General features: G+C 36.7%; 27 protein-coding genes, 1 pseudogene and 1 riboswitch. Of the genes and pseudogenes, 18 read left to right on the forward strand and 10 right to left on the reverse strand.

All coding sequences use genetic code 11. The features are described 5' to 3' along the window. Positions 1-65 precede the first annotated feature (65 nt). The 6 genes and pseudogenes from ACFX4E_RS17560 to ACFX4E_RS17585 all read left to right on the forward strand — a co-directional run bounded on the left by ACFX4E_RS17560 (position 66) and on the right by ACFX4E_RS17585 (position 5,184). Positions 66-197: a YjcZ family sporulation protein gene (locus ACFX4E_RS17560; protein WP_016764087.1), complete on the forward strand. Its 132-nt coding sequence runs from the start codon at positions 66-68 to the stop codon at positions 195-197. Between the two features lie 605 nt (positions 198-802). Beyond that, positions 803-2,401, forward strand: a pseudogene (locus ACFX4E_RS17565) (M4 family metallopeptidase); the annotation flags it as partial. A gap of 307 nt (positions 2,402-2,708) precedes the next feature. Continuing rightward, positions 2,709-3,449 (forward strand): metallophosphoesterase family protein, encoded by a 741-nt coding sequence (locus tag ACFX4E_RS17570; protein ID WP_377237952.1) that lies wholly within the window; start codon positions 2,709-2,711, stop codon positions 3,447-3,449. Positions 3,450-3,725: 276 nt separating this feature from the next. Continuing rightward, the gene (gene fsa, locus ACFX4E_RS17575) at positions 3,726-4,394 is read left to right on the forward strand and encodes a fructose-6-phosphate aldolase (RefSeq protein ID WP_098249740.1); all 669 of its coding nucleotides are present in this window, start codon (positions 3,726-3,728) and stop codon (positions 4,392-4,394) included. A 164-nt stretch (positions 4,395-4,558) separates the two neighbouring features. Further along, on the forward strand, positions 4,559-4,777 hold the full coding sequence (locus tag ACFX4E_RS17580) for a spore germination protein (protein ID WP_025752385.1): 219 nt from the start codon (positions 4,559-4,561) through the stop codon (positions 4,775-4,777). Positions 4,778-4,896: 119 nt separating this feature from the next. After that, positions 4,897-5,184, forward strand: a complete 288-nt coding sequence (locus ACFX4E_RS17585) for a hypothetical protein (protein ID WP_028408552.1) — start codon at positions 4,897-4,899, stop codon at positions 5,182-5,184. A 29-nt stretch (positions 5,185-5,213) separates the two neighbouring features. On the opposite strand, the gene ACFX4E_RS17590 is transcribed toward ACFX4E_RS17585, so the two are convergent. The 3 genes from ACFX4E_RS17590 to ACFX4E_RS17600 form a co-directional block, all read right to left on the reverse strand. Continuing rightward, positions 5,214-5,885 carry an NAD(P)H-dependent oxidoreductase gene (locus ACFX4E_RS17590; RefSeq protein ID WP_377237951.1) on the reverse strand — a complete coding sequence of 224 codons (672 nt, stop codon included), beginning with the start codon at positions 5,883-5,885 and terminating at the stop codon, positions 5,214-5,216. 303 nt (positions 5,886-6,188) lie between these two features. After that, on the reverse strand, positions 6,189-6,329 hold the full coding sequence (gene sspL, locus ACFX4E_RS17595) for a small, acid-soluble spore protein L (RefSeq protein ID WP_013057030.1): 141 nt from the start codon (positions 6,327-6,329) through the stop codon (positions 6,189-6,191). Positions 6,330-6,500: 171 nt separating this feature from the next. After that, positions 6,501-7,271 carry an SDR family NAD(P)-dependent oxidoreductase gene (locus ACFX4E_RS17600; RefSeq protein WP_098333192.1) on the reverse strand — a complete coding sequence of 257 codons (771 nt, stop codon included), beginning with the start codon at positions 7,269-7,271 and terminating at the stop codon, positions 6,501-6,503. Between the two features lie 195 nt (positions 7,272-7,466). Between ACFX4E_RS17600 and ACFX4E_RS17605 the strand changes: the two genes are divergently transcribed. The 3 genes from ACFX4E_RS17605 (at position 7,467) to ACFX4E_RS17615 (ending at position 11,284) form a co-directional block, all read left to right on the forward strand. Next, a complete protein-coding gene (locus ACFX4E_RS17605) occupies positions 7,467-9,074 on the forward strand; it encodes an ATP-binding protein (protein WP_028408549.1) in 1,608 nt (535 codons plus the stop codon). Continuing rightward, positions 9,071-9,778 carry a response regulator gene (locus ACFX4E_RS17610; protein WP_060745659.1) on the forward strand — a complete coding sequence of 236 codons (708 nt, stop codon included), beginning with the start codon at positions 9,071-9,073 and terminating at the stop codon, positions 9,776-9,778. The genes ACFX4E_RS17605 and ACFX4E_RS17610 overlap by 4 nt, the downstream gene beginning before the upstream one ends. Before the next feature lie 198 nt (positions 9,779-9,976). Continuing rightward, positions 9,977-11,284, forward strand: a complete 1,308-nt coding sequence (locus ACFX4E_RS17615) for a CitMHS family transporter (RefSeq protein ID WP_028408547.1) — start codon at positions 9,977-9,979, stop codon at positions 11,282-11,284. A gap of 38 nt (positions 11,285-11,322) precedes the next feature. On the opposite strand, the gene ACFX4E_RS17620 is transcribed toward ACFX4E_RS17615, so the two are convergent. Beyond that, the gene (locus tag ACFX4E_RS17620; RefSeq protein ID WP_028408546.1) at positions 11,323-11,922 is read right to left on the reverse strand and encodes a DedA family protein; all 600 of its coding nucleotides are present in this window, start codon (positions 11,920-11,922) and stop codon (positions 11,323-11,325) included. Between the two features lie 337 nt (positions 11,923-12,259). Between ACFX4E_RS17620 and ACFX4E_RS17625 the strand changes: the two genes are divergently transcribed. From ACFX4E_RS17625 to ACFX4E_RS17660, 8 genes are all read left to right on the forward strand, one after another. Further along, positions 12,260-13,540, forward strand: a complete 1,281-nt coding sequence (locus ACFX4E_RS17625; RefSeq protein WP_025751936.1) for a GntP family permease — start codon at positions 12,260-12,262, stop codon at positions 13,538-13,540. 19 nt (positions 13,541-13,559) lie between these two features. Further along, positions 13,560-14,336 (forward strand): 3-hydroxybutyrate dehydrogenase, encoded by a 777-nt coding sequence (locus ACFX4E_RS17630; RefSeq protein WP_013057034.1) that lies wholly within the window; start codon positions 13,560-13,562, stop codon positions 14,334-14,336. A gap of 191 nt (positions 14,337-14,527) precedes the next feature. Continuing rightward, the gene (locus tag ACFX4E_RS17635; protein WP_377258467.1) at positions 14,528-15,988 is read left to right on the forward strand and encodes an aminoacyl-histidine dipeptidase; all 1,461 of its coding nucleotides are present in this window, start codon (positions 14,528-14,530) and stop codon (positions 15,986-15,988) included. Positions 15,989-16,232: 244 nt separating this feature from the next. Continuing rightward, a complete protein-coding gene (locus ACFX4E_RS17640) occupies positions 16,233-16,706 on the forward strand; it encodes a hypothetical protein (protein WP_013083145.1) in 474 nt (157 codons plus the stop codon). Between the two features lie 174 nt (positions 16,707-16,880). Then, the gene (locus tag ACFX4E_RS17645; protein ID WP_060745655.1) at positions 16,881-17,459 is read left to right on the forward strand and encodes a GNAT family N-acetyltransferase; all 579 of its coding nucleotides are present in this window, start codon (positions 16,881-16,883) and stop codon (positions 17,457-17,459) included. Positions 17,460-17,615: 156 nt separating this feature from the next. Next, a complete protein-coding gene (locus tag ACFX4E_RS17650; RefSeq protein ID WP_028408542.1) occupies positions 17,616-17,945 on the forward strand; it encodes a PadR family transcriptional regulator in 330 nt (109 codons plus the stop codon). A gap of 18 nt (positions 17,946-17,963) precedes the next feature. Continuing rightward, complete coding sequence (locus tag ACFX4E_RS17655; protein WP_060745654.1) at positions 17,964-18,683, forward strand: pentapeptide repeat-containing protein; 720 nt, start codon at positions 17,964-17,966, stop codon at positions 18,681-18,683. 125 nt (positions 18,684-18,808) lie between these two features. Further along, on the forward strand, positions 18,809-19,495 hold the full coding sequence (locus ACFX4E_RS17660; protein ID WP_060745653.1) for an O-methyltransferase: 687 nt from the start codon (positions 18,809-18,811) through the stop codon (positions 19,493-19,495). Between the two features lie 186 nt (positions 19,496-19,681). Here the strand turns inward: ACFX4E_RS17660 and ACFX4E_RS17665 are convergent, their stop codons facing one another. From ACFX4E_RS17665 to ACFX4E_RS17690, 6 genes are all read right to left on the reverse strand, one after another. Continuing rightward, the gene (locus tag ACFX4E_RS17665) at positions 19,682-20,593 is read right to left on the reverse strand and encodes a LysR family transcriptional regulator (RefSeq protein WP_060745652.1); all 912 of its coding nucleotides are present in this window, start codon (positions 20,591-20,593) and stop codon (positions 19,682-19,684) included. 136 nt (positions 20,594-20,729) lie between these two features. Continuing rightward, positions 20,730-20,915, reverse strand: a complete 186-nt coding sequence (locus ACFX4E_RS17670; protein WP_060745651.1) for a hypothetical protein — start codon at positions 20,913-20,915, stop codon at positions 20,730-20,732. 150 nt (positions 20,916-21,065) lie between these two features. After that, a complete protein-coding gene (locus tag ACFX4E_RS17675) occupies positions 21,066-21,200 on the reverse strand; it encodes a hypothetical protein (protein WP_013057043.1) in 135 nt (44 codons plus the stop codon). A 137-nt stretch (positions 21,201-21,337) separates the two neighbouring features. Beyond that, positions 21,338-22,600, reverse strand: a complete 1,263-nt coding sequence (locus tag ACFX4E_RS17680; RefSeq protein ID WP_013057044.1) for a dicarboxylate/amino acid:cation symporter — start codon at positions 22,598-22,600, stop codon at positions 21,338-21,340. A 52-nt stretch (positions 22,601-22,652) separates the two neighbouring features. Beyond that, positions 22,653-23,981: a diaminopimelate decarboxylase gene (gene lysA / locus ACFX4E_RS17685; RefSeq protein WP_025751927.1), complete on the reverse strand. Its 1,329-nt coding sequence runs from the start codon at positions 23,979-23,981 to the stop codon at positions 22,653-22,655. Between the two features lie 145 nt (positions 23,982-24,126). Continuing rightward, a riboswitch (Lysine riboswitch) is annotated at positions 24,127-24,309 on the reverse strand. Positions 24,310-24,375: 66 nt separating this feature from the next. Then, positions 24,376-24,888, reverse strand: a complete 513-nt coding sequence (locus ACFX4E_RS17690; protein WP_098333189.1) for a CBO0543 family protein — start codon at positions 24,886-24,888, stop codon at positions 24,376-24,378. Between the two features lie 334 nt (positions 24,889-25,222). Here ACFX4E_RS17690 and ACFX4E_RS17695 point away from each other — a divergent pair, with 334 nt between their 5' ends. After that, on the forward strand, positions 25,223-26,341 hold the full coding sequence (locus ACFX4E_RS17695) for an NAD(P)/FAD-dependent oxidoreductase (RefSeq protein ID WP_377237950.1): 1,119 nt from the start codon (positions 25,223-25,225) through the stop codon (positions 26,339-26,341). Positions 26,342-26,349: the final 8 nt, after the last annotated feature.

Genomic DNA, 26,349 nt, shown 5'->3' on the forward strand with positions numbered 1-26,349 from the left:
GGGCGAGCATTTTTTCTGGCCTGTACATATGCTATAGAGTAAACAGGCTACGGAGGTGAAGTGAAATGGGATTTTACAACTGGGGTTACGGCGGTGGTTATGGCTACGGCGGCTACGGTAGTTACGGTGGCGGTTTTGCATTAATCGTTGTACTATTTGTTTTATTAGTTATCGTTGGTTGTACATGCTTGAAATAAACAGAAAAAGCACGGATTTACAAAGGTTTTAGTAGATTCGTGCTTTTTTATGTTCATAAGAAGGGCAGTACTATAATAAAATAATGTTGTGCATGTACATAAAAAATATACAAAAAATTTAATTAATAGATTAAAAAAATAAAAAATTGAAGAGGAAGAGTAAATTTAAGCCACAAAAAAGGTCTGAAATTTATAATTTTCCTTATAAGTAATTTTTGTAAAATGCTTCGCAGCACTGATAATAAGACCGAATAACACTCCATAGAACGCTAGTTTTTATCCGCTGACTAAAAGAATTATTTTACTTGTCTGAAAATCAACATAAATGATTTTCATATAGTTTAAATAGGTAAAAAAGACTTATTGCAAAAGTTTTATTCTTAATTTTCATAATAATAGGAATATTAAAATAATATATAGACGTAGTAATTTTTAGTTGCTATAATGTTGCTAATTATCACAATTAACAGAAAAATTGTGGTGATTAAATTTACTAGGGATAGGGAGAAAAAACTATGAAAAAGAAAAAACAGGCTTTAAAGGTATTATTATCAGTTGGTATCCTTTCTTCATCATTTGCTTTTGCACATACGAGCAGTGCCGCGCCAAATAATGTACTTTCAACCGAAAAGTATAACAAAGAAATTAAATCTCCTGAGTTTATTTCTGGAAAGCTTTCAGCCCCATCATCACAGAAAGCTCAAGACGTCGTCTTTCATTATATGAATACAAATAAAGACAAATATAAATTAGGAAACGAAAATGCTCAAAACTCATTTAAAGTGACAGAAGTAGTGAAAGATCCCGTTGAACAAGCAACCGTTGTACGCTTGCAGCAGGTATATAATAATATTCCTGTTTGGGGATCTACTCAATTAGCACACGTAGCGAAAGATGGAACCTTAAAAGTTGTATCAGGTACAGTAGCTCCTGATTTAGATAAAAAGGAAAAGCTAAAAGGCCAGAAGCAAGTTGACAGCAAAAAGGCGATTCAAGCAGCTGAAAAAGACTTAGGCTTTAAACCGACGTATGAAAAATCCCCTTCATCTGAACTGTATGTTTATCAAAATGGTTCAGACACAACGTATGCTTATGTAGTAAATTTAAATTTCTTAAATCCTGAACCAGGCAACTATTATTACTTTGTTGATGCTATTAGCGGTAAAGTGCTAGATAAGTACAATACAATTGATTCCGTAGCTGGTCCAAAAGCCGATGTGAAGCAAGCGGCAAAGCCGGCAGCGAAACCTGTAACAGGCACAAATGCTATTGGCTCAGGTAAAGGAGTGCTTGGAGATACTAAATCGTTAAAGACAACGTTATCTAGTTCTACTTACTACTTACAAGATAATACAAGAGGGGCGACAATCTATACGTACGATGCAAAAAATCGTACATCTCTTCCAGGTACGCTATGGGCAGACACGGATAATACGTACAATGCAACCCGCGATGCAGCTGCAGTAGATGCTCACTATTATGCAGGTGTGACGTATGATTATTATAAAAACAAATTTAACCGCAACTCCTATGACAATGCAGGAGCTGCGCTAAAATCAACTGTTCATTATAGCAGCGGCTACAACAATGCATTTTGGAATGGCTCTCAAATGGTATATGGAGATGGAGATGGAACTACTTTTGTTCCGCTATCAGGAGGGTTAGATGTTATCGGACATGAATTGACGCATGCGGTCACAGAAAGAAGTTCTAATTTAATCTATCAATATGAATCAGGTGCATTAAACGAAGCGATTTCCGATATTTTCGGAACATTGGTAGAATACTATGACAACCGAAATCCAGATTGGGAAATTGGAGAAGATATTTACACGCCTGGAACAAGCGGTGATGCCCTTCGTTCAATGAGCAACCCAGCAAAATATGGAGATCCGGATCATTATTCAAAGCGCTATACAGGTTCTAGTGACAACGGCGGAGTTCATACAAACAGCGGTATTATCAACAAAGCTGCCTACTTGCTAGCTAACGGAGGAACGCATTACGGGGTTACTGTAACAGGCATCGGCGGCGATAAGCTAGGGAAAATTTATTACCGTGCTAATACACTATACTTCACTCAGTCTACAACGTTTAGCCAAGCGCGTGCAGGTTTAGTACAAGCTGCTGCTGATCTATACGGTTCAGGCTCTCAAGAAGTAATTTCAGTAGGCAAGTCATTTGACGCAGTTGGTGTTCAATAAGTTATAAACCAAAAGTCGCAAGATAAATGAGGTATCTTACGACTCTCTATACTACCTTACTACCAATAAAGGAGTACTCGTATAAATATATTACAGTACTCCTTTATTTTATGTTAATAAATAAGGAAAACAGATTTCTTCTTGATCTATAAAAATCCACTTCTTATTCCTCCCTTTTATGTCCATTCGAATTATACTGTTGCTTGTTAAATGAAGAGAACACGTTTTAGTAAACGGTCTTATTATAAAATGTTATAATAAAGAAAAGAATTGAATACATACATATGAAAAAGGAGTGGAGGAATCAATGGACAAAATTGCTGTTATTTCAGATATCCACGGAAATCTTCCAGCTTTAGAAGCAGTTTTAGCTGACATACGACAGCGAGATATCCATCGCATCATTTGTCTAGGTGATTTAGTAGGAAAAGGACCGGATTCAAGTAAAGCGATTGATATCATAAAAGAAAAGTGCGAAGTAACAGTAATGGGAAACTGGGATGACTTCATTACAAAGCCTGCGGAATTCGAAGCGTTGAAATGGCATCAGAAGAAGTTAAGTTCAGTCCAAGAGGCATACTTAAAGGAACTTCCTTTTTCCGTTGAGTTTATGATGAGCGGAAAATTAATTAGAATGTTTCACGCTTCACCTAGAAGTCTTTATGATCGAATTCAACCCTGGGATTCACTTGAAAAGCGCCTTAGTCTATTTGCTAATACGGAATATACGGAAAATATAAAAGGATCAAGAGAGCCGGATGTTATCTGTTACGGAGATGTACATAATGCATTTATTCAACATATTAAAGGGAAAACGCTATGCAATGTAGGAAGTGTAGGAAACCCGCTTGATTTACCACAAGCTTCTTATCTTATCTTAGAAGGAAAGGATCAAGACGAAAGTCCTTCAGCATTTTCTATTCAATTTGTACGTATTCCATACGATATTGAAAAGGCTATCGAATTGGCGAGAGCTGTAGAGATGCCGGACTTTGAACCCTACGTTCAAGAATTAAAAACAGCTCGCTATAGAGGACTGAAAAATTAAGAATAGAATGTATTTCAACCTTCAGTATAAATACTGAAGGTTTTTTATTGGAGTATATGAGGGGTTTTTCAACACCATTAGTATGATACATGCAAATAAAAGTTATTCCGATGAATTTAAGGAAGGGAAAACTTGGAGAAAAACATACAGCATTTGAAAGGAAATAAATTTTATTTTATGAAGACAATATGAAGAGGGCAATTCTATTTGAACATAAAGTCATGCAAAAACGCCCCTGAAAAGCTGTTTTTACCATAACGAGTGGAGGAATACATGATGAAATTTTTTATTGATACAGCTAACCTGGAAGATATTAAAAAAGCATATAAAATTGGGGTATTATCAGGTGTTACCACAAACCCTTCGCTAGTAGCGAAAGAAGGCGTAAAGTTTGAAGATCGCATCGAAGAAATTTTAAAAACCGTCCCGGAAGTAGAATCCGTTTCAGCAGAAGTCACGCCCGACACAGTAACAGCAGATGACATGATTGCTCAAGCAGAAAAGCTGATAAAAATTAATGGAGGAGACAAAAATATAACGATTAAACTTCCTATGACCATTGCTGGATTGGAAGCAACCCGTTATCTAGCTAAAAAAGGCGTAAAAACAAACGTAACGTTAATTTTTACAGTGAATCAAGCGCTTCTAGCAGCTCGTGCCGGTGCCACATACGTATCGCCATTTTTAGGGCGCTTAGACGATATTTCAGAAGACGGTGTTTATCTGGTATCTCGAATTGCAGAGCTATTTCGAATTCAACACATTGACTCACAAATTATAGCAGCGTCAGTCAGACACCCAGATCACGTCACACGAGTAGCTCTTGCTGGGGCTCATATTGCTACAATTCCGTATGCCGTAATTGAACAATTAGTAAAACACCCGTTAACAGAGCAAGGAATTGAAAAATTTGCATCAGACTGGGAAAAAGCTGTAAAAAGTTAAATTCACTGAAGGAGAAGACATCACTTTAGTGTCTTCTCTGCTTAAAGAGTATACGAAGATTCTTTTTTTCTATTTTGCAGCAAACAACTTATCAATAATAGGCGAACATCCTATACATATATGCAGAGATGACATACGTTAATAGAAACGAAAGAGGTGTTAAAATGGGCTGTATTATTAACATTGAAAATATCGTGACTAACGGGTTAAAAGATAACTCGAACGTAAGCGTAGGCTGTGTTGTACAAAATAGTCACACGGCAAATACAAAATCGGTAGGAGCTTGTTTTTCGTTTGGAAACGGCTCTCCTGCTATTGCCTCTATGACAAACAGTAATATCGACTTTTGCAAAGGTGAAGAAAATAAAGAGCAGCAATCTTGAAAACAATTCCAGAAATACTCTTTCTGGAATTGTTTTTTGGTAAGTGATAGAGTTTTGTTAACAAGGTGTTTTGGCTTTTAAAAGAAAAACATTCATGAGGAAGGGGTTTGAGCGGTGCTATGAGCATTATTTCTATGATTCCTTATACATACGTTGAAAGAAAAATAAAACGAACACAAAAGGTGACGATTCAGCATTCAAAAGATATGTATTTATATGCTGATAGTATTGAAACACAAAACGATTGCTTTCCCATTAATGCCGTATTTGACATCTCCTACAAATGTGTTTCAAAAGACAGCGGCTTTTTATATTTACATACAAATCAAGGAATGTTCGCTTATACCATACAAACTGATCCTGCTGATTTTATAGCAGCATATAAAGATATAAAAAAGAAGGGGTGACATTGCTGTCAGCCCTTCTTTTTTTGTTATTATTTTATCCACTGTACAACTTGATCCATACTTCTTCTTGTTTTTCCACGCTTAGGCTCATGAATTCGGTAGCCGAACGCAACCATAACGGAAATATCAAACTTACCGTCTTCTAGTAATCCTTCTTCTTTTAGAATTTCATGTACTTGGTCATAGTTAAACCCTTCAATCGGACAAGAATCAATACCAATTTGAGCAGCTGATGTCATCATATTACCTAGTGCAATATAAGATTGTTTACTAGCCCAATCAAATAGTGCTCGCTTGCTTTCAAACAAATGAAAATCATTTCCTTGGAAATCTTTATAACGAGGCATTAATGTCTCTAATACATCATCCGGCATTTCTTTTACGTTTTTTTGAAGATTCAACACATATTCAGAGTCATATCTTGCGTCTGTACGAGAAAGAATAATAACAAAATGACTTGCTGTAGGAATTTGACCTTGTGCTCCCCAAGAAACAGCTTTTAATTTTTCTTTTAAATCTTTATTTTCAACGACTAAAAACTTCCACGGCTCATAACCTACTGAGCTTGGAGATAAGCGCCCAGTTTCTAAAATGAATTGGAAATCGTCATCGGAAATTTTCTTTGTTGGATCAAACTCTTTTGTAGCATGACGAAAGTTAAATGCGTCTAAAATTTCTTGTTTTTTATCTGTATTGTTCATGTGTAAACAACCTTTCTGTAAAAATATTTAGTGATGAACTGTTTAGAGTATCCTATACCCTGTATAGCTTACAACTAACAGTTAGTTAACATACAATTTGTCATAAAACCCGTTTGCAAATTTATCATAAATCATATAAATCATCCTAACAAGTACGCACATTTTTGTTGTATAGTATACTTTTTTATACTATTAATGCAGTTTTATAAGAAGCAGAAAGGAGTAAACAATCTGTGGAGTTTCGTTTTCGAAAAAGTAATTAAGAGAAGGAAGAGAGGAGAAGAGTGATCTTCTCCTTTTTAATTAAATTTTTGTATTTGATTTTTTCGCTTTGTTTTCAAGTTCACTTTTTGGTTCTGTTGAAAATTCGACATCTTTTCCGTGTCCTTGAGGGTTAACTCCAGGAGCCACTTGACCACGGTTAGCAGATTTTTTTGTACCCATTTTCGTCACCTCCGTTCGGTTAGTATGTACAAAAAGCAAAACAAAAATTAGGAAGTCAAGCGTGGAAAGATAAATAGGAAAAGATTATCTTTAAGCATCTTCATTACATAAACAAAATAGTTACTCATTTAAACGGACATAAAAAAACACCCTTGGAAGGGTGTTTTTTGTTTAAGAATCTGAGCTTGTCGCTCTGTCTGCGTATGGATAGATAGGATCTTTTAATTGAAATTCGTAAGTCACTCCATCTACAAGCCCTACCGTTTTATTGCTATCATAAAGGTCCAGCATAAAAGCAGCCATTTCTTTTGATGTATGAAACTTAGGTACTCGTCCTTCGTATTCAAAATCACTCATATCCATCGAACGCTGTGCAAATTCTGTTTCAGTAGCTGCCGGAGCTAGAACTTTAGCCTGCATTTTTGCTCCTCTTCCTTTTAATTCTTGAGAAAGACCTTCTGTAAATGCACTTACGTAGAATTTTGTTGCGCAATAAGTTACCGCATCAGCCACAATGGTGTAGCCGCCTCCAGAAGAGACATTAATAAGCTGTGTACCTTCAACGTTTTCATAATCTCTTACAAATAGAGAAGAAAGAATGGTTAAGGCTTCAATATTTAAATGAAGCATTGTTTCAATTTTAGTTAATTTTTGTTCACCGACAGAAGCAAAGTTTCCGAATCCCGCATTGTTAATCCAAGTTTCTAATTCATACTTTTTGAGTGACTCATAAAACGTATGAGCATTTTCTGCCACGGATAAATCAACCGACTGGACAATAACATTTACATCTTGATTCAGTTCTTCAATCTTTTCTTTTAACTCTTCTAGCTTGTCCTCTCTACGTGCAGCCAATATAAGATTTTTTCCGCGTGCTGCGAAAGCTAAAGCTGTTTCATATCCAATTCCTGAACTTGCGCCAGTGATTACTGTATATTTCATGTTGATTCCTCCATTTTCGATGTTTTCGAATTGATTATAATTGTTAAAGTATACTTTAAGTCAAGCGTTTATTCGATTTATTTTTCCCTTTAGAAGTCTATTTATAAACATTTGAAGTTGAGTGCTAAACTTTTTTGCTTTTATGCTACACTTGAAACAACAGCCGAAATTTCATTTCATTAAAAGGAGGAATGTATGCGTTTTCTCAACGTGAGTAGAAGACCTAGCTTACTTGCCCAAATTACATTACTTATTACGGTAGTTATTCTTGTGAGTACCGTCCTTGTATGCATTTTATTTTCTGCAATGATAGATGAAATTGTTGAAAAATATGTAGGTAAGCAAGCTATGACAGTAGCAAAATTAGCTTCTGAAGACAAAATGATTGTAAAAGCTTTTAAGAATAAAAATCCTTCTGAGCACATCCAACCTGTTGCAGAAAAAATAAGAAAAACCACTGGGGCAGATTATGTCACCATCGCCAATGATAAAGGAATCCGCTATTCTCATCCCAATAGTAGCTATATTGGAAAACATACTAAAACAAGCAACGAAGCTTCTTTAAAGGAGCATCAATCCATTATTTATAAAGGAAAAGGAATTTCAGGATTTGCAATTAAAGCCAAGACCCCCATATGGGATAGCCGAGGAAACGTAATAGGCGTTTCGTCAGTAGGGTTTCTTGTAAGCAATATAGAAAAACAGATTAATGATTATAGAATAAAAATTATTAAATTGTCCTGTATTCCTTTTCTTATTGGAGCATTTGGAGCTTTTTTCATTGCAAGGCGGGTAAAAAGACTAATATTTGGACTGGAACCGGAGGAGATTTCCTTTCTTTTTAAAGAAAAGGAGGCTACCCTTGAATCTATTCGAGATGCTACTGTTACTGTAAATGTTGAAAAATATGTAACGTCAATGAACAGAAGGGCTAGAGAACTATTTGGTCATCTTCAAATAGGAGGAGAGATAAAGAACGCCCGTCTAGGACAGCTAATTGATCAAGCGATAGAAAAGCAGCGGGTGTATTCTAACCAGTCTCTTGTACTAGATGGTCAGCAGTATATTTTGGATTTATCTCCTATTGTAAGAAAAAAAGAAGTGCAGGGCATCGTCCTTACTATAAGAACTTTATCTCAAATTGAAGAATTGACAGAAGAGATTTCTAAAATTAAAATGTTTTCTGATAATTTACGTGCTCAAAATCATGAATTTTTAAATAAGCTGAACGTGATTTATGGATTGTTAAAGTTAAAGAAGTATGAGCATGTCATGCAAATGATTTCATCAGAGGTAAAGGAACGCCAAGATATTATTTCTTTTTTAATGTCTTCTGTAAAGGATCCTTTGATTGCGGCATGCTTACTTGGAAAGATCAATCGTTCGAAAGAATTAGATGTTACTTTAGAAATTGACCAAGATAGTAATTTAACAAGTACTTTAGATATCGAAGACGCAAAAAACGTTGTTTCCATCTTGGGGAATTTAATTGATAATGCGCTCGAGGCTGTGCGAGAACATAAAGGGAACGTGCTGGTATCTTTTACAGATGTAGGAAATGACCTGATTTTTGAAGTTGAAGACAATGGACATGGGATATCAAAAGAAGTAGAAAATATGATTTTTATAGATGGTTACACAACGAAAAAAGGTGAAAATCACGGAATTGGATTGACTATTGTTAAAAGATCTGTAGAGCTGCTCAAAGGTGAACTATACATAAGCAAAAGTATGTTACAAGGAGCAAGATTCACATTAGTAATCCCAAAGCTATTAAATAATGAAAAGGAAGAATCGATATGACTGAAAATCAAATTAATGTCATGATTATAGAAGATGATTCTACAGCTGCACAAATTTATGAACAGTTTACTAAGAAACTAGAGCATTTCACTGTTGTTGCAACCGCAGGATCTGGAGAACAGGCTTTAGAATTACTAACAATATTTACACCGCAATTAATTTTATTAGACGTTTTTTTACCAGATATCAACGGAGTGGAACTGTTATGGGAAATCAGAAAGAAGTATCGAGGAATCGATATTATTTTAATAACGGCAGCCAATGATGTTGAAACAGTTGAGGAAGCAATAAGAGGAGGAGCATTTGGTTATTTGGTGAAACCTGTAATTATTGATAAATTTTTATCTACTTTAAAACATTATCAGTCTACAAGAATAGAATTAACCGAAAATAAAATGATAAACCAAGATAAAATAGACCATTTATTTAGAACACATCATAACCGCCGCACTCAATCAGCAGCTGCAGTAACAGAACTTCCTAAAGGGATTGATAAACATACTCTTCGTTTAGTAAGAGATAAAGTTCGCGAAGTTCAGCAGAGCTTGAATGTAGATGAGTTTGCTCAACTAGTAGGTATCAGTTATTCAACAATGAGAAGGTACTTAGAGTATTTAGTATCTTGTAAAGAAATGCAGGTGGAAATAGTGTATGGAAGTGTAGGGAGGCCTGAGCGGAAATACCGAGTAACTAATTCTACATAAAAACGAGATAGCGGTTCTTTGTCCGCTATCTCGTTTTTATGTAGAAATGACGCATGAAAAAAATGAAAAGAATTACTTTTATAAAAGATATTAAACTTATGGTGATTATCTATGAACCTGCTTTAACAAGTGATACCTTTTTAGTAACGTGTAGCAAGAAAAAAATGAAAACGTTATCAAAAAGGAGGAAAAATATCCGTGCTTTCTTTATTAGGATTTTTAATGGTTGCAGTATTCATGTATTTAATTATGTCGAAGCGACTTACCCCAATGGTTGCTCTTATCATTATTCCAATTATATTTGGTTTAATAGGTGGGTTTGCTAGCGGAATGGGACCTATGATGCTAGAGGGTGTAAAAGATATTGCTCCTACAGCTATTATGATTTTATTTGCTATTTTATATTTTGGATTAATGATTGATTCAGGATTGTTTGACCCTCTCGTTTCCTTCATTTTAAAGGTTGTAAAAGGAGATCCTCTAAAAATCGTGGTCGGAACTGCTGTGCTTTCAATGATGGTTGCTTTAGATGGTGATGGAACTACTACCTATATGATAACGGTCTCTTCTTTGCTTCCATTATATAAACGCCTAGAAATGAACCCGCTTATCCTAGCAGGAGTTGCGATGCTATCTATGGGAGTTATGAATATGACTCCGTGGGGAGGTGCTTCTGCTATGGCTATGAGTTCATTAAATTTAGATTCGTCTCAGTTGTTTTTGCCTTTAATACCTGTAATGGGTTTTGGGCTTCTATGGGTGCTATTTGTTTCTGTTGTCCTTGGAAGAAGGGAAAGAAAAAGGTTAGGAGTTATCAATATTAAACATTCTGCAAATGAAATCGCACATGCAGATGAATTAGAGGGAACAGCGCAACATTTAGACTATCGACGTCCTAAGTTAGTATGGTTTAATTTTCTCCTTACCGTTAGTCTTATGGTGTGCTTAATTATGGACTTTATGTCGCTGATGCTTTTGTTCATGGTAGCGTTTGCTATTGCATTATTAATAAATTATCCAAACATCAAAGATCAACAGCAGCGAATTTCATCTCATGCAAATAATGCGGTAGCCGTCGTTTCAATTGTTATTGCAGCAGGTATTTTTACAGGAATTATGTCTGGAACAAAGATGATTGATGCTATGGCAAATACACTTGTAGGAATAATCCCAGATGCAATGGGCCCTTTTTTGCCAGTTGTAGTAGCATTTTTAAGTGCTCCTTTTACATTTTTTATGTCCAATAATGCATTTTATTTTGGCGTATTGCCGATTATTGCTCAAGCTGCCGAAAGTTATGGCATTAGCGCAGCTGAAATTGGAAGAGCTGCTATCTTAGGACAACCCGTTCACGTGATAAGTCCCTTGGTAGCAGCAGCTCACTTATTAATTGGAATGGTAGGAATTGAATTTAGTGATTTACAACGCTTTTTAATTAAGTGGGCGCTAGGAACTACGGCAGTGATGACAATAGCTGCGTTAATTTTAGGTGTTATTTCTATTTGATATAAAAAAAGACCCCAAAGGGTCTTTTTTTTATACTCTTACGTTGAACTAGACTGTTCGCTGCAGCTGCTTTTTTTAAAATAGAACTTATAAATTAAAAATCCGCATACAGCCACTACCGCTGCAATTAAAATATAGGTTTGTGCATCTGAGATAAAAGATTGAATGGACTTAAAGTTTCCGATTTGCCCTAACCAAAGCATGGCAATATTCAAAGGAAAGATACCAAGAAATGTGAGCAGAGCAAACGGAATAGGTTTCACTTTAGATAGCCCCGAAAGATAGGAAATGTAGTTGCCGAGCCCTAAAGGACGAGCAATCGCAATACTCCATAATCCGCATTTTTTAAACCATTTTTGTGATTTCTCAAATGCTTTTTTCTTTTTTGATAATTTTTTCTTTACCTTATCCTCTAATTTATAGCCTATCCCATACGGTATAAAGCTAAAAGCTGTATAAACGGCGCTTCCTGCAAGAGCAATTAATAATAATTGCACTATGTGCATGTTTAATAAGTATCCGTAGGTAAGGGTGAGAAGAGAACCGGGAAACGGCAGGGAGGAAGCCTCAATGGCCAGTCCGCTTAAAAGTCCCCAAATTCCAAATTGTTTCAGTAAGTCTGTTATGAAATGTAGCATAAGATCGCCTCTTTTTCTGTGTCATAACATTCAAGTACCCATCTATATGTTCGGAAAAACTTATAAAAGAAAAGAAAATAAAGGAAGAAAGTGGGATGTGACAGAAAAAAACTTAGCTTGTACAAAGAAAAAGGAAGGAAGTGTATTTTATAGCTTCTACTCAGAGTGAAATTATATGGGAAAAATAATCGAGTGTGAATTTTTAAATAAACTACGACTTTTATTCATAGTTTTGATTCCTTTTATTCATTTTACTTATAAAACTAGCGGGTGTAAACTTGTTGTGTTGTGAAATAATCCATTATGTATATGTATTAAAAGGAAAGGAGGTTACCGTGTGGTTATTATTGTAGGATTGTTATTGTTGATGTTTTTTGCTTATCTAGGATGGTCTATTATCTGGGTGGCACCTGTTGTAGCTACATTCGTTGCTTACTTTAGTGGTTTAAAAGTACTGCCTACTTATACAGATGTGTATATGGGAGGGTTTGTAGATTTCGCTGCAAAATGGTTCCCCATCTTTTTATTAGGAGCCGTCTTCGGAAAGCTAATGGAAGATACAGGCGCAGCTAAGTCGTTGGCGCAGCGTATTGCTAAATTATTTGGAAGTAAAAGAGCCATTTTAGGGGTGCTGATTGCTTCCGCCATTTTGACATATGGCGGAGTGAGTCTATTCGTTGTGGTCTTTGCGATTTATCCTTTAGCAATCGCGTTATTTCGAGAAGCCAACGTATCGCGAAATTTACTGCCAGCAACCATTGCACTCGGAGCATTTACGTTTACAATGACAGCGATTCCAGGTACGCCTCAAATTCAAAATCTGATTCCGACTGCTACATTTAAAACCAATGCAATGTCTGGTTCGATTATTGGAATTGTCTCAGGTCTTATTATGGCGGTGGGAGGGTATTTATGGTTAGCTTATCGCGATAAAAAATTAAAAGCTAAAAATCAAGGGTTTACTGAGCCTAATGAATCATCAGTCGCAGCGAGTGAAGAACAGGACTCGATGAATGTAATATTAGCTATTTTACCGCTGATTGTCGTTGTCGTGACATTAAACGTTTTAAAATGGGAGCCTATCGTTTCGTTATTAATTGGTATTTTTTCTATTTTACTTATTAATTTTAAACACTACAAGACGTTTATTTCTTCTATAAATGAAGGAGCAAAAGGATCCGTGATGGCTGTTATTAATACGAGTGCAGCAGTAGGTTTTGGCTCGGTTATTACAGCAGTTCCAGAGTTTAAAGATGTCACGCATGTGTTGCTAAACATTTCGAGTAATCCGCTCGTTTCAGAAGCATTAAGCGTTCAAGTGCTAGCGATGATCACGGGCTCAGCATCCGGCGGTATGGGTATTGCGCTTCAAGCATTAGGAGATACGTGGTATCACTTGTCTCAAACAACGAATTTAAGTGCCGATGCTCTTCACCGTATTGCAAGTGTTGCGTCAGGTGCATCTATTTTACCGCATAACGGTGCGTTGTTAACACTATTAGCCGTAACTGGTCTTCGGCATAAAGAAACGTATAAAGACGTATTTGTTGTTGCATTTATCATCCCGACAATCGCTTTATTTGCAGGAGTCGCATTAGCGGCAGCCGGTATTATTTAAAAACAGGAGGAGAATACACATGGTTGAAAATCAAGTAATTGTAATCACAGGAGCAGCAAGAGGAATTGGGTTTGAAATAGGTAAACGATTCGCAGAAAACGGCGGAAAAATTGTGTTATCCGACATTGATCAAGCTGCTGTAGAAGCTGCAGCACAAAATCTTCGTGAAGCTGGATTTGAAGCGCTTGGTGTCAAAGCCGATGTAACAAAAGAAGAAGAAATCAAACATTTAATTGAAACGGCAAACGCACATTTTGGAGCGGTTCATACGTTCATTAATAACGCTGGCTTGCAGCATGTTTCTCCAATCGAAGAGTTCCCAACTGAAAAATATGAGTTAATGATTAAAATTATGCTAACAGCTCCATTTATGGCGATTAAGCACGCGTTTCCGATTATGAAAAAGCAAGGGTTCGGACGTATTATTAACGTTTCTTCTATCAACGGTTTAATCGGTTTTGCGGGCAAAGCAGCTTATAACAGTGCTAAACACGGTGTAATAGGGCTAACAAAAGTAGCTGCTCTCGAAGGCGCAGCACATGGTATTACGGTGAATGCACTTTGTCCTGGTTATGTGGATACACCACTAGTAAGAGGTCAGTTAGATGGTTTAGCTAAAACAAGAAACGTACCATTAGAGAGCGTGCTTGAAGAAGTTATTTATCCTTTAGTCCCTCAAAAAAGATTATTAGACGTGAGCGAAATTGCTGACTATGCTATCTTCTTGGCGAGTGATAAAGCAAAAGGTGTAACTGGTCAAGCGGTAGTAATGGACGGCGGATATACGGCTCAATAAAAAGAATAAATCATCAAAAGCATACAGGAGTCCAACGGGCTCCTTTATGCTTTTTTAGGTTATATCTATTCTATTGAGTTAATCAACGTTAAAATATAATTAGGCTATACATAAAAAAAGCCTCATACTATTTCTCCTGTAAAGATAAATAGTATGATAAAAAAGCCTACAGTTTAGAAAGGATGATACATATGGTGCAAACAGTAAATGAATTAATTAAACATCCGGTTTTTTATTTTTTTAACGAAATTTCAGCTATTCCTAGAGAATCTGGAAATGAAAAGAAAATTAGTGACTATTTAGTTTCTTTTGCAAAAGAAAGAAGCCTTGAAGTTATCCAAGACGAGGCTTTAAATGTAATTATTAAAAAGCCGGCCGCTAAAGGATATGAACATGCTCCAGCCATCATTTTGCAAGGACATATGGACATGGTATGCGAGTTAAATCAAGGGACTGTGCATGATTTTGAAAAAGATCCGCTTCAACTGCGAATTGTGGAAGATATGCTTTATGCAAATGGTACTACGCTAGGAGCTGACAACGGGATTGCCGTTGCATATGCACTGGCTTTACTAGATGCTCATGATATAGCTCACCCCTCTCTTGAAGTAGTCATTACTACTGAGGAAGAAACAACTATGGGCGGAGCCATTGCTGTAAGTCCAGCTCATTTTGAAGGAAAAATCTTTATTAACCTTGATACAGAAGAGGACGGAAAGCTGCTTGTCAGCAGCGCAGGCGGGGTAAAAAGCGTGCTTCGTATTCCCGTAGACTGGGAATCGTCTTCCGATAACTCAGAAACATATAGCTTAAGCATCGGTGGACTGCGCGGCGGACATTCTGGAATGGAAATTGATAAAGAAAGAGGAAATGCTAATAAACTGCTGGGGAGAGTTTTATATGATTTACAACATGAACTTCCCTATTCTTTAAGCAGCATTAGTGGAGGATTAAAATCAAATGCGATTCCCCGTGAATCAGAAGCAATTCTATCAGTTGAGCCTTCTGAGGTAGGGAAGCTAGAAAATAAGATTCGTGAGTGGAACGAAATAGTAAAAAATGAATTACAAGCGGCTGATCCGAGCGTATATGTAAAAATAAACAAATTTTCTTCCGATGGGAAATGTTTCACAAAAGAAACGACAGAACGAATTGTACAAGCTATTATGCTAACACCAAACGGCGTTCAAAGCATGAGTATGAATATCGAAGGATTAGTAGAATCTTCTACCAACTTAGGTGTGATTACGACGACAGAGTCTGAGATTGTTTTTCAAAATGAAATCCGCAGCTCAGTAAAAAGCTTAAAAGAAAAAATAGTAAGTCAAGTGCACATACTTGCTCAAGTAGTCGGAGGAAGAGTTGAAACAAAAGGTAATTACCCTGAATGGGCGTACAATGCAGATTCAAAAATTCGTGAATTATGTAAAAAGGTTTACAAAGAAAAGTATGGGGAAGAGGCGGAGGTCATCGCCATCCATGCTGGAATTGAATGCGGTATTTTCCTGGAAAAAATCTCTGGATTAGACGCCATTTCGCTCGGCCCCGATATGTACGACGTTCATACACCTGATGAACACCTGAGCATTCCGTCTACTATTAAGACATGGGAATACTTATTAGCGGTATTAAAAGAAGCAAATAAGATATAAAGTTATCAGCATCTCTATAATTTTTAAAAAAGAGCTTCTGTAAAGGAGCTCTTTTTCATTGGTCATTTATCAGATAATAAGCAGAATTCCGTCAACACGTCAGGCAATTGAGAACATTTATGTAAGCGTTTTACAAATAAAGGTTTTAAAACGGGCCTAAAAGAGGTAAACAATTACTAAAACGATAGACAAATGAATTCAAAACAAGCTCTGCAACTAATAAATTAGTAGGGAGAGAATGTATATGAATGATAATAGTCTTATCAAAGATCCCTTTTTGGAAAAAGGAGAAATTGAATTTTTAGAATTAAGGAAAGACGAAATACGCTATCTAAAGTTCGATCGGTTTTTGAAAGTGATTAAAGCACTTAATCAACGCAGTGATAAAGGCTACCAGAGTCTTATGCTTTCCGTTGATGGCTTTAAAGGTAATTCAAGAGAATTATATGAGATAGAGGAGTTTCGCAGATACGTAAATTTGTTAATTAATCAAGTTCCTCAAATATTATTTTATATTCACGATAAAAACAAAATGACTAATCAAATTTTGAAAAGTCTATCAAACAACAGCAGCCAACCGGCCTCTATAGATCCTAAAAGAGCACGTTTAATGATTGATGCCATACAGGAGCAAGTAGAGAAAACAGAGGACAAAGAGATAAAGGAGAACCTTTCTGAATTCGTATGTAAAATCCAGAGCTTTGTGAATCAGTATTAACAGTTCCCAATAGAAAAGCAGAATCCATATTATAAAAAAGTACGAGAACTCAAAGTTTCTCGTGCTTTTTTATTGGAAAAACAGTAGAAAGAGAAAAGGAGTATCAACATAGATTGATAAATAATAATGGTAAAGCTTCATATTCTGCCGTGAAATAACAAGGAGGAATGAACATTGCATCATATTGAAATAAGAAGACCAAAAATAGAAGACCGCGCAGAACTCCACGAGCTTTTTAATGAAGTAATCACAGATACCTTTCATAAAGAGGGTCTATCAGACATGGTGAACGATATACAAATAGAAATTGAAAGTAAAGCACAATATTTAAAAAGTGACCTTGATAGCGGTGGAAAACATCGATTCTTTTGGCTCGGAATAGATACGTGCACCAATAAGATTATTGGCTGTATTGAATATGGTCCTGTTAGTGAATTAATTACATCGTGTACAAAAGGAGACCTGCAAGGATGGATTGAAATCGGCACAGTTTTTGTTCATCCAAAGTACCAAAGAAAAGGTGTAGGCACACTGCTTTTACATACTATGCTGCTTACGCTTCAAAGCAGAGAAATTAAAAAAATTTGTTTGGACAGCGGATACAAAAATGCTCAAGAAGTATGGAAAAACATATTTGGAATCCCTGATTATTTAGTAAAAGATTACTGGAGCAAGGGGTATCATCACATGGTTTGGAAAATATCAGCAGAAAGTACGCCGATAGTATTTAAGCTCAGTTATAACGAAGAATAAGGTGTCTCCTAGAAAATAGCCGGTACGTTTCTCCCGGCTATTTTCTACTGTTAAGCTGTTTACATATGTGCAATTATATATTAGTGTATTTTATTAAATATAATACCTTGACTGTCATAGTAATATGATTTAAATTATACATAAAGAGGTGATACTTTGGTATATACAAAAATGTCTTCAGATTTACTTCGGGGACATACAGATACAATGATTTTGAAATTACTTCTCAGCGGCGATAAGTATGGGTATGAAATTAGTAAGCTTATTTATACCTACTCTAAAGAGCAGTATGAATTAAAAGAAGCCACAATGTATTCAAGCTTGAAGCGTCTTGAAAAAGACGGCCATATTCTTTCTTACTGGGGAGATGCTGTACAAGGCGGCCGCAGAAAATATTATAAAATTACAGAACAAGGAAAAAACGTATATAAACAAAACAAAGAAAATTGGGAGCAAGCGAAAAAAATTATTGATTTATTGTTGTGAGAAAGGATGATGTTATAAATGAACGAAAAAATAAAAAATCATGTGCATAACATTTTGGCTCCTTATCAGGATGTAGAAAATGTTCAAGATTTAGAGGAAGAACTATCACAGAACTTACAGGAAAAATTTACAGATTATAAAAAAGATGGGCATAATGAAGAACAGGCTTATTATATGACAATCAATTCTATCGGTGATATCACAGAACTGATTCAATCAATGAATGTAGAAACCAAGGAATTAAAGCAAACCGTCCCTATGGATTTTTCAAAGACCGAGCTTACAAAATCTGATTTTCGTTCTGTATCGGTGTATAAAGGGAAATTTAATGCCAGTAATTTGAATGAATCTGATTTTAGCTACGCAGATCTTACGGACAGCATGTTTAAAAGCAGCAATTTAACGAAAGCGATATTTCATCACGTTAATTTAACAGGCGTACAATTTAAATGGGCAAATTTTAAACAGGCCAGTTTTAAAGACTGTATCTATGACAACACGTACTTTAAGCAATGTAATTTAACAGACATTGTATTTGACGAGGAAACATTTAAGGGAACAATTTTTGAAGGAACATCATTAAAAAAAGCCTCATTTCGCAACGCCACTTTGCTAAATGTACAGTTTCGAGGATCAGATTTAAAAAAATCCGATTTTGAAGGTGCAAAAATGGATAAATTGACATATAACTTTTTAAAAAGTGCCAAGATAGATCTGAGTAAAGTTACGATTATTTAAAGATAAAAAAGACCTCTCTGAAGGTCTTTTTTTATGGACATATAACAATTCTTTTTAAGAGCGAGCAGGATAGTTTATTAGAGAGCTAGAACACATTCATAGAAATAATAAAGCTTTTATCACTTATGTGGAGGAGTATGGAAATGTCTATATATGAAATTTGGAATGAAGTGGATCTTTATATGAATGATAAGCTTATACAACCTGACCCTATTCTTGATGAGGTATTGAAGGCAAATCAAGAGGCTGGATTACCTGCCATCGACGTATCGCCTAGTCAAGGAAAGTTTCTGCATTTGTTAGCTTCATTAAAAGGAGCTCAACGCATTTTGGAAATTGGTACTCTTGGAGGATACAGCACGATTTGGCTAGCCAGAGCTCTTCCTAAAGACGGACAGCTGATTACGCTCGAATTGAGCGCTCAGCATGCAGAAGTAGCAAGAGCTAATTTAAAAAGAGCGGGAGTAAGCCACTTAGTAGAAGTCCTTGTCGGCCCCGGGCTTGATACATTAGCTGTATTAAAGGATAAGGGAACAGAGCCGTTTGATCTTATCTTTATTGATGCTGACAAGCCGAATAACCCAAATTACTTAAAGTGGGCTCTAGAATTATCGAAAAGAGGAAGTACGATTATTTGTGATAATGTTGTTCGTCAAGGGCATGTGGTGAACTCAGAAAGTGAAGATGAAAATGTAAAGGGAATTCGTCAATTTATGAATGTTCTGGCTCAAGAAAAACGAATCAGCGCCACGGCTATACAAACCGTTGGAAGCAAAGGCTATGATGGATTCATTGTAGGGATTATTGAATGATAAAATTTGTATTACACATAAAAAGAGACGGAGACATAACGAAACCCATCCAATCAACAGCTAGAAGCAAATACATACATGAAACCTACGTTCAGCTTCCCTACGAAAAAATCCGAACGAGTTGGATTCTCAACCAAACTCGTTCGGATTGTCCTTGAACTAACATACTTTTGTTCCAGACTCTTTTTAAATGGGCCCCAATTTATCTGTCATTTGTTTTTCGGTTAAAAAATTAATCAATTCTCGTACAGCGAATGAACTGTAGCGTTCTTTTAACAGAATAATTCCAAGTTCCCACATCATTTCAGGATCTGCAATAGGTACGGTAGTAATATTGGGATCTTTCACTTTGGCATAAAGCGATTCGGGTAAAATAGCAATACCTAGTTCTGCCGTTGTTAATTCAATAATTAAATCCCATTGAGAACTTTTATACGCTATAGAAGGCACAAAGCCTGATTTTAAAGCATCTTGAATTAACCGGTCGTGCAGCGTAAATTCTTCACTAAACATAATGAATTTTTCATGCTCCAATTCTTTCATCCAGACGGAAGAACGTTTCGCTAGAGGATGGTTTTTATGCGCGTATAAAAGAAATCTCTCCTTAACGAACGGGTATACGTGAAAATGTTCATCATGACCGCTTGTAAGAGGAAGCATAACAATCCCCATATCTACACCAGCCTCTTCCACAAGTGCTTCAATTTTTTTTGCTCCAAATTCAATAAGCTCTAGAGATACTTTAGGGTATTGTTCATTAAATGCTTTTGCAATCTTCGGGAAAAACAAGGTCCCGATGAGCGGAGGGACTCCCATCTTGATTTGCCCTGTTTGCAAGTTCATTAAATCTCCCAACAAGTGAGGCATGTCTTTTAACACCGACAGAGCTTTAGTTGCTTGGTGATACACAACTTCTCCTGCATCGGTTAGCTTTAATTCTCTTGTTGAACGATCAAGAAGCTCAAATCCTAGTTCATTTTCTACTTTTTTGACGGCTTTACTTAAAGCTGTTTGAGACAAATGAACTTGCAGCGCTGCCTTTGTAAAATTCTTATGATTCGCTACCTCTATAAAGTATTCTAAGTCTCTGATTTCCATGTGAAACTCCATTTCTGCAAACTGCTTATCCTTTTTCTTTACTCTTTATTTTAACCATTAAATTATTTACTGTAAATGCGCTAATTAAAAAGGGGGAGGATATATCCAATGAATAAAACCAGGGAAAGGAAATGAACTAAAATTTCTGTCGAAATTGATTAATAAAACGCATAATCTTTTTATAGAGAAACATAGATTTTGCTGCTAGCTGATGAGGAATATAAAGATTTTTGCATGTACGTTCGGGCAAAAATGCAAAACTTATCAAAATAACTGAAAGTCCAAAGGCTGCGGCTGTAATCTCTAGCCAAGAAAACATCATATCATTCCTCCTTTTACAAACCTATTAATAGAATATGTAAAAGTTTGAAAGGAGGTTGTACGATAGACCTATAATGAGCGGAGTTATGAAGTTCTCTCTAAAAATAAAATGACGTTAAAGAACGCAGGTGCTGCGCTCTTTAACGTCATTTTATTTTCGCTCTTCAGCTTGATGTTCTTGTTTGTTTTGCTCAGTGAGACGTTTTTGATGAGCTTTTGTTTCTGCGCTTACATGATTCGCATCATTCGGTTGATTTTTCTTTGAACCTCCTGCAGCGTTACTCATTAGACGACACCTCCAGTTCGGTTATGAAACATACCTATAGAATGTGCGTATTTACAGACTTTATACACCGCTATCGATATTACTGCACACGAAAAAAGCAAAGGGAGAGTCACTAAACTGTTCCCTTTGCTTTTTTGCTAGGCGACTTTATCGGTGGTGATAATTTTGTTAATCCAGTCTTTTCCCTCTGTAAACCTTGTAACAAGCATCGCTGTTACTGTATTTCCCGTACTGTTTAAAAGCGTAGCAGGGGCGTCAATAATTGTGGAAATGACCGCAATAATGGGCAGAACTTCTGGCGAAAATCCGTAAATTGTAATGATTAACATTTCGCCAATCATACCGCCTCCAGGGATTGCTCCCATTACGGCTCCAACTAAAAAGGCTACGCCTAATATGCTCAAAATACTCGTAGCAGACGTCATATCTTTGCCAAACAAACTGAATAAGAAAACAATTTTTAGAATACCACCGATAACAGAACCATCTTTATGGGTGTTTGCTCCTAATGGAATCACCGTTTCAGCAATATCCAGCGGCACACCCATTTTCTTTGTTGCATCTAAATTGACTGGAATAGATGCAGCAGAAGAACAGGTAGCAATAGCGGTGATAGAAGGAGCAGCTGCATTTTTCCAAAACAGCTTAATTCCTGCTTTACCGCCAGCAATCCATGCATATAGCGTAAAGAAACCGAAATAGTAAACGATTGCAATTAATAAATAAAGAATAAATGCTCTAGCGTACCCTTGTAAGATCTTTGGTCCAAGTTCTCCTACTACAGTAGCAAAATAGCACCCTAAACCAATTGGAGCATAGTACATCACAATTTTAACAACCTTCATCGATACTTCTTGACCGGAAGTCAGAAATTTCGCCATAGGCTGTCCTTTTTCGCCAGCCATCGTTGTAGCAATACCGAAAATAACGGCAAAGACAATTAATTGTAAAATGTGCTCTTTCGAAAATAACTGAACAAAATCAGGTACAGTAAATGTACTAACAAGCTGAGTTAAAAGCGTCATTTTTTCAGCTGTATTTTCACTGTCACCCATCAATTCTTTAATGGCAGAAGTATCTACATTATGTAGCGGATTGTAAAGTGATGCGCCTAAAAAGCCTAAAACGGCTGAAACAGCAGCAGTGGCGATAAACACAACGGCGATACCTAGCATAATTTTACCAAGACGCTTCATTTCATTCATGTTTGCGATCGCCGAAGCCACACTAAAAAAGACAAGGGGAACGATAATCATGAACATTAAATTAAGAAACAAATCACCAAAGGGCTTTACGACTGCCACATCGGGCCCGATAGCATATCCTGCTATCCCGCCAATTAAAATAGCGAGAAGCAGAATAAGCGATGATCTGTACGTTTTAAATACACTTAAAACCATAGTTAGATTTCCTCCAAACAACAATAGCTTCTTTACTACGCAAGAACAGCTATTATTTGCTCATTGCATACGTAGTAACGACTGGCTTTACATCTTTACGCACCAAATCTTCGTATGTTTCTCGCTCTACAGCAAGACGAGCTTCTCCATTTTTTACAAATACAACAGCAGGGCGCGGAATACGGTTGTAATTGCTAGCCATTGAATAGTTGTAGGCACCTGTAGAGGACACTGCTAATAAATCTCCTTGATTAACGCGCGGTAAATCAATATCCCAAATAAGCATATCTCCTGATTCACAGCATTTACCCGCAATTGATACTGTTTCATCTTTTTTATCCGTCACTCTATTAGCCAAGACAGCTTCATGTTTTGCATCGTAAAGAGCAGGACGGATATTATCGGTCATACCGCCGTCAATTCCTACGTATTTTCGTACACCTGGAATCTCCTTTGTTGATCCAATTGTATAAAGCGTTGTACCTGCTTCTCCTACGATGCTTCTTCCAGGCTCAATCCAGACTTCTGGAAGGGTATAATTCTGTTCAGTTAACGTGCGGCTTAGCTTTTCTGTCAGTGCATCTACATAATACTCAACTGGAAGAGGAGAGTCGCTTTCGGTATAACGAATACCAAAACCACCACCTACGTTTAAAACTTTTACTTCAAATTCCATTTTATCACGAATGCTGAATAAGAAATCAGTTAAAATATCAATGGCGCGAGAAAAACCATCTACTTCAAAAATTTGCGAACCAATATGACAATGAATGCCTAAAAGATCGTAGTAAGGCTTTTCTAACGCAGAACTTACCGCTTTCATGGCTTGGTCATTGGAAAGACCAAATCCAAACTTGGAGTCTTCCTGTCCGGTCATAATATATTCATGTGTATGGGCTTCAATCCCTGGAGTAACACGCAGAAGAATAGATGCTTTCTGTTTGCGCTCAGCTGCTAAGGCATGCAAAACTTCAAGTTCGGTAAAGTTATCAACAACAAAACAGCCAATATTCGCATCAAGAGCCATTTCCATTTCTTCAATCGTTTTATTATTGCCGTGAAAATGAATGCGTTCAGCTGGATATCCAGCTTCAAGCGCTGTAAATAATTCGCCTCCTGAGACCACATCTAGTGACATATCAAGCTTCGTTAAAAGGCTAGCCATTTCCATACAAAGAAAGGCTTTCCCTGCATAGGCGATTTGATATGAAAATCCGCTTCTTCGAAAGGCTGAATGGAAGGCCTTGCATTTCGTCTCAATTAATTCTTGATCGTAGATGTATAGGGGAGTGCCGTATTGTTTTTTCAGTTCGACCGTATCGCACTGCCCAATTTCTAAATGATTGCTGCTGTTAATTTTACTCGTTCCATGTAAGTACATAATCCGTATCCCTCCATTTAAATCATTCAACTATAACTTTGAACTTTGATGGTTAGTAGAAAAACACAAAAAAGACCCGTGAAGTGATGTTCACGCGTCTTGGTTTCATAATAATAAAGTATTATTACATTCTAGGCATCAACATCTCTTCAATAGCTCTCCACAAACCAAATGGTTTGTGACAGCTCAGCATTTATTCAATACTGAACCAGTATATGAACACAATGGATGTTTATATACTTCGGCACGAAATCCCTTTTACTTATCTTCACAGACTCCATTAGTCTCCAATAAGTGACTCTTGATTTCATGCACCTCTATTCTCAGAGAGGAAAATTATATTTAAATGTAATTTCTATTATATTTCCTTTTCCTCCGTCTAGTCAATGAAAAGTTAAGGCATAGGAATATCAAAAAAAATAAATAAGAAGGCTATGAAGCTTCCAGATAGAACCCAAGCACCCAGCGCTGTCTTCTGATGAATGACTAAAAGTGAGAACGTGACAATGTTGAAGAGAAAAGAACACAGCAGCGACCATCCATAATGATGAGTGATACTGTGATTAACATAAGCAATGAACTCAATCACAGTAAATAAAAGCGCCCACAAAAGAATCCACCACAGCCGGCCGCTTACATGCAGCGGTAGCCTTCCTAAAAAAACCGGTATAACAAACGGATAAATAATTAAGGTTATTCCAAGGGAAACCATTAGGTGATCGGGTAGAAAAAGGTGATCAATACCAACAGGGTGAAATACCCATACGCGGTGATGAAACAGCAGTACTTCATAAAGCAAATTCCCCGTGACCCAAAACAGCAAAGTAGGATAGTATTCTTGATACCTGCGCCACTTGCCAAATAGTAAACCAAGAATGATAAAAAATAATACAAATGAAGATTGCATACGCTCTCCTTAAAATAATGGTTATTTCTTTTTATTTACATATTATAGAAATTTTATTCTCTTTGCTTTTATTCAGAAACTATAATGGAAAAGCCGTAAGCAGCGTTAAAGACGTACTACCACTATTTATGACTGTCTTCACCCTGCTATAATCTCCGTAAAAGAACTGCTACCGCTTTTGTTTACGAGATGAAGGGAGCTATATGTCAAAGTCAGCAAGACATAAAAGTAAGCTCAAAATAGCTTCGCCTAGTATGTGACTTCTTTTTTTGCTATGCTAAAATTGCGTACATATAGCATGAGAATACTAGAAGAAAGAAAAGGGTGTTTTGGTATGAAAACATACATCGTAGTTGGAGCTGGGATACTTGGAGCTTCTACAGCATATCATTTAGCAAAAGCAGGAGCAGATGTGACATTGGTAGATCGCAAGGATGCTGGTCAAGCTACTGATGCAGCAGCAGGAATTGTTTGTCCATGGCTTTCACAGCGTCGAAATAAAGCATGGTACCGCTTAGCAAAAGGCGGCGCTAAGTACTATCAAACATTAATTCAGCAATTAGAAGAAGATGGAGAAACGGATACGGGATATAAGCGAGTAGGAGCAATTAGCTTACATACGGATGAACTAAAGCTTAAAAAAATGGAAGAAAGAGCATATAAGCGTCGGGAAGAAGCTCCCGAAATAGGCGAGATTACACGTTTATCTGCTAAAGAAACACAGGCTTTGTTTCCGGTTCTTTCGGAAGAATACAGTTCAGTTCATATTAGTGGAGCCGCTCGCGTTAACGGAAGAGCTCTTCGAAACGCACTTGTGAATGCAGCGAAGAAAAACGGTGCAAAAATAATAGAAGGAAACGCAGAACTTCTTTATGAAAATAATCGAGTAACGGGCGTTGCCGTAAATGGACAAACCCTTCTAGCAAGTACAACAATCGTGACAGCAGGAGCGTGGGCAAATCAATTGCTAGAGCCTCTTGGAGTAAAATTTTTAGCAAGCTTTCAAAAAGCGCAAATTGTTCACTTACATCTCCCTGATTTAGATACAAAAGACTGGCCCGTTGTGATGCCTCCAAGCGACCAATATATTCTTTCGTTTGAACAAGGTCAAATTGTTATTGGAGCAACACATGAAAACGACACGGATTATGACTTGCGAGTAACTGCTGGTGGGCTTCATGAAATTTTTTCAAAGGCCTTATCAATTGCTCCCGGCTTAACAGAAAGCACAGTTTTAGAAACAAGGGTAGGGTTTCGACCATTTACTCCAGGCTTCTTGCCAGTCATTGGAGCTCTTCCGGCTTACGAAGGAATACTAGTAGCCAATGGTCTCGGAGCTTCAGGCTTAACGTCGGGTCCTTATCTTGGTTCAGAGCTTGCTAAATTAGCACTTGAAATAGAAATGGAAATTGATCTTAGCGACTATGATGTAAGAGGAGCTATCGAGTCTTAAGCAAACAG

It is taken from the genome of Priestia sp. YIM B13491, from assembly GCF_042787605.1.
Classification (GTDB): Bacteria; Bacillota; Bacilli; order Bacillales; family Bacillaceae_H; genus Priestia; species Priestia megaterium_E.

What these genes read in the sequence shown, in the direction of transcription:
- ACFX4E_RS17560 (WP_016764087.1), top strand. Translation starts at nt 66, where the DNA reads ATGGGATTTTACAACTGGGGTTACGGCGGTGGTTATGGCTACGGCGGC.
- ACFX4E_RS17570 (WP_377237952.1), top strand. Translation starts at nt 2,709, where the DNA reads ATGGACAAAATTGCTGTTATTTCAGATATCCACGGAAATCTTCCAGCT.
- fsa (WP_098249740.1), top strand. Translation starts at nt 3,726, where the DNA reads ATGAAATTTTTTATTGATACAGCTAACCTGGAAGATATTAAAAAAGCA.
- ACFX4E_RS17580 (WP_025752385.1), top strand. Translation starts at nt 4,559, where the DNA reads ATGGGCTGTATTATTAACATTGAAAATATCGTGACTAACGGGTTAAAA.
- ACFX4E_RS17585 (WP_028408552.1), top strand. Translation starts at nt 4,897, where the DNA reads ATGAGCATTATTTCTATGATTCCTTATACATACGTTGAAAGAAAAATA.
- ACFX4E_RS17590 (WP_377237951.1), bottom strand. Translation starts at nt 5,885, where the DNA reads ATGAACAATACAGATAAAAAACAAGAAATTTTAGACGCATTTAACTTT.
- sspL (WP_013057030.1), bottom strand. Translation starts at nt 6,329, where the DNA reads ATGGGTACAAAAAAATCTGCTAACCGTGGTCAAGTGGCTCCTGGAGTT.
- ACFX4E_RS17600 (WP_098333192.1), bottom strand. Translation starts at nt 7,271, where the DNA reads ATGAAATATACAGTAATCACTGGCGCAAGTTCAGGAATTGGATATGAA.
- ACFX4E_RS17605 (WP_028408549.1), top strand. Translation starts at nt 7,467, where the DNA reads ATGCGTTTTCTCAACGTGAGTAGAAGACCTAGCTTACTTGCCCAAATT.
- ACFX4E_RS17610 (WP_060745659.1), top strand. Translation starts at nt 9,071, where the DNA reads ATGACTGAAAATCAAATTAATGTCATGATTATAGAAGATGATTCTACA.
- ACFX4E_RS17620 (WP_028408546.1), bottom strand. Translation starts at nt 11,922, where the DNA reads ATGCTACATTTCATAACAGACTTACTGAAACAATTTGGAATTTGGGGA.
- ACFX4E_RS17630 (WP_013057034.1), top strand. Translation starts at nt 13,560, where the DNA reads ATGGTTGAAAATCAAGTAATTGTAATCACAGGAGCAGCAAGAGGAATT.
- ACFX4E_RS17635 (WP_377258467.1), top strand. Translation starts at nt 14,528, where the DNA reads ATGGTGCAAACAGTAAATGAATTAATTAAACATCCGGTTTTTTATTTT.
- ACFX4E_RS17640 (WP_013083145.1), top strand. Translation starts at nt 16,233, where the DNA reads ATGAATGATAATAGTCTTATCAAAGATCCCTTTTTGGAAAAAGGAGAA.
- ACFX4E_RS17655 (WP_060745654.1), top strand. Translation starts at nt 17,964, where the DNA reads ATGAACGAAAAAATAAAAAATCATGTGCATAACATTTTGGCTCCTTAT.
- ACFX4E_RS17660 (WP_060745653.1), top strand. Translation starts at nt 18,809, where the DNA reads ATGTGGAGGAGTATGGAAATGTCTATATATGAAATTTGGAATGAAGTG.
- ACFX4E_RS17665 (WP_060745652.1), bottom strand. Translation starts at nt 20,593, where the DNA reads ATGGAAATCAGAGACTTAGAATACTTTATAGAGGTAGCGAATCATAAG.
- ACFX4E_RS17670 (WP_060745651.1), bottom strand. Translation starts at nt 20,915, where the DNA reads ATGATGTTTTCTTGGCTAGAGATTACAGCCGCAGCCTTTGGACTTTCA.
- ACFX4E_RS17675 (WP_013057043.1), bottom strand. Translation starts at nt 21,200, where the DNA reads ATGAGTAACGCTGCAGGAGGTTCAAAGAAAAATCAACCGAATGATGCG.
- ACFX4E_RS17680 (WP_013057044.1), bottom strand. Translation starts at nt 22,600, where the DNA reads ATGGTTTTAAGTGTATTTAAAACGTACAGATCATCGCTTATTCTGCTT.
- lysA (WP_025751927.1), bottom strand. Translation starts at nt 23,981, where the DNA reads ATGTACTTACATGGAACGAGTAAAATTAACAGCAGCAATCATTTAGAA.
- ACFX4E_RS17690 (WP_098333189.1), bottom strand. Translation starts at nt 24,888, where the DNA reads ATGCAATCTTCATTTGTATTATTTTTTATCATTCTTGGTTTACTATTT.
- ACFX4E_RS17695 (WP_377237950.1), top strand. Translation starts at nt 25,223, where the DNA reads ATGAAAACATACATCGTAGTTGGAGCTGGGATACTTGGAGCTTCTACA.